Source organism: Pseudonocardia sp. McavD-2-B, assembly GCF_024124365.1.
GTDB lineage: Bacteria > Actinomycetota > Actinomycetes > Mycobacteriales > Pseudonocardiaceae > Pseudonocardia > Pseudonocardia alni.
Genome location: NZ_JAMXSG010000420.1, coordinates 1 through 3288, shown reverse-complemented (window position 1 = coordinate 3288; position 3288 = coordinate 1). Strand labels below are relative to the sequence as shown.

The window sequence follows — 3288 nt, the reverse complement described above, 5'->3', positions numbered from 1 at the left end:
CCGTCGCCGGGACCTGCGACGCCGGCCTGCTCGCCACCGCGATCACCCGCAGGCCGCGGGCGGCGAGCGCGGCGACCCGGCCCGCGGTCTCCGGCGACGGCGCCGCGCAGCGGGCCAGCACCGACTCCGGCGAGCCGGTGGTCACCACCGTGGCGGTGCCGGACGCGCCGGCGGGCAGGACGACCGTCATCGTCTCCCGGCCGGGGTCGAACGGGAACCGGGCGACCGGTTCGGCGGGCGTCGGCAGGCCCCGGTCGCGGGCCGCGACGAGGAACGCGACGTCGGTCGGGTCACCGGACCAGCCGCCGTCGGGCTCGGGGGCGGTCTCGGTGCAGGCCGCGCCGAGGCCCAGCAGGGTGTCGTCGTCGACGCCCGGGGCCGGTTCGACCCGCGCGACGGCCATCCGGTTGCAGGTGAGCGTGCCGGTCTTGTCGGTGGCGAGCACCGTCACCAGCCCGAGGGCCTCCGCCGCGCGCAGCCGCCTGACCAGCCCGCGCCGCCGCGACAGCCGGTACGCGCCGAGCCCGAGCACCAGGCTGACGATGATCGGCAGCTCCTCCGGGACCGTCGCGAAGGCCAGGGTGAGCCCGGTCAGCACCATCTCCCGCCACGGCCGCCCGGTCAGCACGCCGACCAGCGGGACGAGCACGCTGAACGCGATCGCCAGTGTCGCGAGGCTGCCGGCGAGCTCGCGCATGGCCTGCTGGAGTGCCGTACGGGGCGGCCGCGCGGCGGCGACGAGCCCGGTGAGTGTGCCCAGCTCGGTGGCCGTCCCCGTCGCGACGACGACGCCGCGGGCCCACCCGGCGACGACCGTCGTCCCGGCGAACACCAGGTTCGTCCGCTCGGCCAGCGCGGTGTCGCCGGAGAGCACCCGGGCGGCATCCTTGGGGGCGGCGACGGGTTCCCCGGTGAGGGTCGACTCGTCGACGCGCAGCCCCCAGGTCTCGACCAGGCGCAGGTCGGCGGGCACCCGCGAGCCCGCGGCCAGCGGCACGAGGTCGCCGGGCACGATGTCGTCGACCCCGACCGAGACGGTGCTCCCGTCGCGCACCACCGGCGTCGTCGGGGCGGTGAGCTCGCCGAGCGAGGCGATGACCGACTTCGCGCGGAACTCGGCGAACACCTCAACACCGACGACCGCCGCGATGATCACGACGACGGCGACGGTGTCGTCGAGCCGCCCCCAGACGCCGTAGAGCACCGCGATCGCCGCGAGCAGCAGCATCATCGGCTCGGTGACCTCGTCGGCGAGCACCCGCAGGAAGGTGACCCGACGCGGGACGACCCACCGGTTGGGACCGTGCCGCCCCCGCCGCGCCGCGGCCTCGGCGCCGGTGAGGCCCCGCAGTGCGTCCGTACCGAGGCCGTCGACCACGGCCGCGCCGGTCGTGGCGTGCGCCCCGCCGCTCACGGGCTGCCCACCGGGTCAGTCCGTACGCGGTGGCAGGTCGGGGGCCACGCCCTCGGCGCGGTAGACGGCGGCAGTGAACGCGTCGAGCGCGCGCCGGCAGCGGTCCAGGAGGGCCTCGGCGTCCTTGCCGCGCTCGTCGGGGAAGAAGTCCCGGGACGAGATCGTGGCCAGCCAGCGGGTGAGCCGCTCCAGGTCCTGCTCGTTCTCCTCCAGCTCGGCGAAGGAGTAGTTGTCCCGGGCGGACTCCTTCTCCAGCTCCGCCAGCAGCGCGTCGCCGCGCTCGGTGAACTCACCGAACTCCTTGCCGCGCTCGGCGCGGATCCGGGCGACGATGCCGTCGTCGCTGGTCCCGGCGGCGACGTCGAGCGCGTACGCGGTCCCGCCGGACTCGCGGACGTAGGCCGCGAGCCCCTCCAGGAACGTGCGGTGCTCGTCGGTCGCCGGCAGCACCCACGCGCCGTTCTGCAGGCCGACCGCGCCCGCGGCGCGGGCCCGGCGCCACAGCGTGACCCGGGGGCTCGAGGGGGAGGCGGGCAGCTGCGCGAGCAGTAGGACCCAGCCACCGGACGGCGCGTCGGTCATGCTCAGGACGGTACCGGCCGGCACCGGCATGCAACAGGTGTTTCGTCGGGTGCGGCGCCGCCGTCGGGTGCGGCAGGCTGGGGCCATGCCCGCCCCCGCCCACCGCCTCGGCCTCGGCCTGGCCGCGATCGCCCGCCCCGCCTACATCACCTCCGGCCGCGCCGGCGAGCTCGGCGACGACCGCGACGTCGCCACCCTGCGCGACCGCTCCCGCGCACTGCTCGACGCCGCGTACGCCGCGGGCGTCCGCTACCTCGACGTCGCCCGCTCCTACGGCCGCGCCGAGGAGTTCCTCGCCGGCTGGCTCGCCGACCGGCCCGGGGTCACCGGCGGTGAGGACCCCGTCGAGATCGGCTCGAAGTGGGGCTACCGCTACGTGGGCGGGTGGCGGACCGACGCCGACACCCACGAGGTCAAGGACCACTCGCTCGACGCCTTCACCGAGCAGTACGCGCTGAGCCGCGAGCTGCTCGGCGACCACCTCGGGACCTACCACGTGCACTCCGCGACGCTCGACACCGGCGTCCTCGACGACGGGCGCGTCCACCGCGCGATGGCTCACCTGCGCGACCGGGGGATCCGGGTCGGCATCTCCACCTCCGGCCCCGCCCAGGCCGACGCGGTGCGCCGGGCGCTGGACGTCCGGGTGGACGGCGAGCCGCTGTTCACCTCGTTCCAGAGCACCTGGAATCCGCTCGAACCCTCGGTGGGCCCGGCGCTGGCCGAGGCCGCCGACGCCGGGGCCCGGGTGATCGTGAAGGAGGTCTTCGCGAACGGCAGGCTCGCCCCCGGCGGCGAGGACGGCACCGAGGGTGCCCGCGCGGCGGCGGCGCTGGCGGCACGCACGGGGGTGCCGCTGGACCGGATCGCCGTCGCCGCGGCGCTGGCGAACCCGTGGGCGTGGCGGGTGCTCCTCGGCCCGGTCGGGACCGACCAGCTCGCGTCGAACCTCGCGGGCGCGGAGCTCACGCTGCCCGCGGACGCGGCCGAGGAGCTCACCGCGCTGGCCGAACCGGCCGAGCACTACTGGGCCACCCGCTCCGCGCGCCCCTGGAGCTGACCCCGCGTTTCCCGGCGGACATACGCTCGTTTACCTTCCAGCCACCTGGCGGTCGGAGTCGACGTCGTCCACCGATGCCGCCCGGCCGCGTGGTGAGGAGGAGGGGACATGACCGCCCAGGACCATCTCGCCCAGGGCCACGGCGCCCAGGGCCGCGGCGCGCACAGCGCCGACGACGACCCGGCCACGGTCGTCATCCCGCGCTACGCCGAGGACGCCGGGGCCGGTCCGC

3 protein-coding genes are annotated in these 3288 nt (G+C 76.5%); 1 reads left to right on the top strand and 2 read right to left on the bottom strand.

Annotated elements, in window-relative coordinates; all coding sequences use genetic code 11:
- A partial coding sequence (locus tag NH602_RS29565) for an HAD-IC family P-type ATPase (protein WP_253069527.1) occupies positions 1–1414 on the bottom strand: 1414 nt, incomplete at its 3' end.
- A 15-nt stretch (positions 1415–1429) separates the two neighbouring features.
- Positions 1430–1996 carry a Chromate resistance protein ChrB gene (locus NH602_RS29560; RefSeq protein ID WP_139282838.1) on the bottom strand — a complete coding sequence of 189 codons (567 nt, stop codon included), beginning with the start codon at positions 1994–1996 and terminating at the stop codon, positions 1430–1432.
- A gap of 85 nt (positions 1997–2081) precedes the next feature.
- Here NH602_RS29560 and NH602_RS29555 point away from each other — a divergent pair, with 85 nt between their 5' ends.
- Positions 2082–3056, top strand: coding sequence for an aldo/keto reductase (locus NH602_RS29555; protein WP_073575993.1), 975 nt, complete (start codon positions 2082–2084; stop codon positions 3054–3056).
- Positions 3057–3288: the final 232 nt, after the last annotated feature.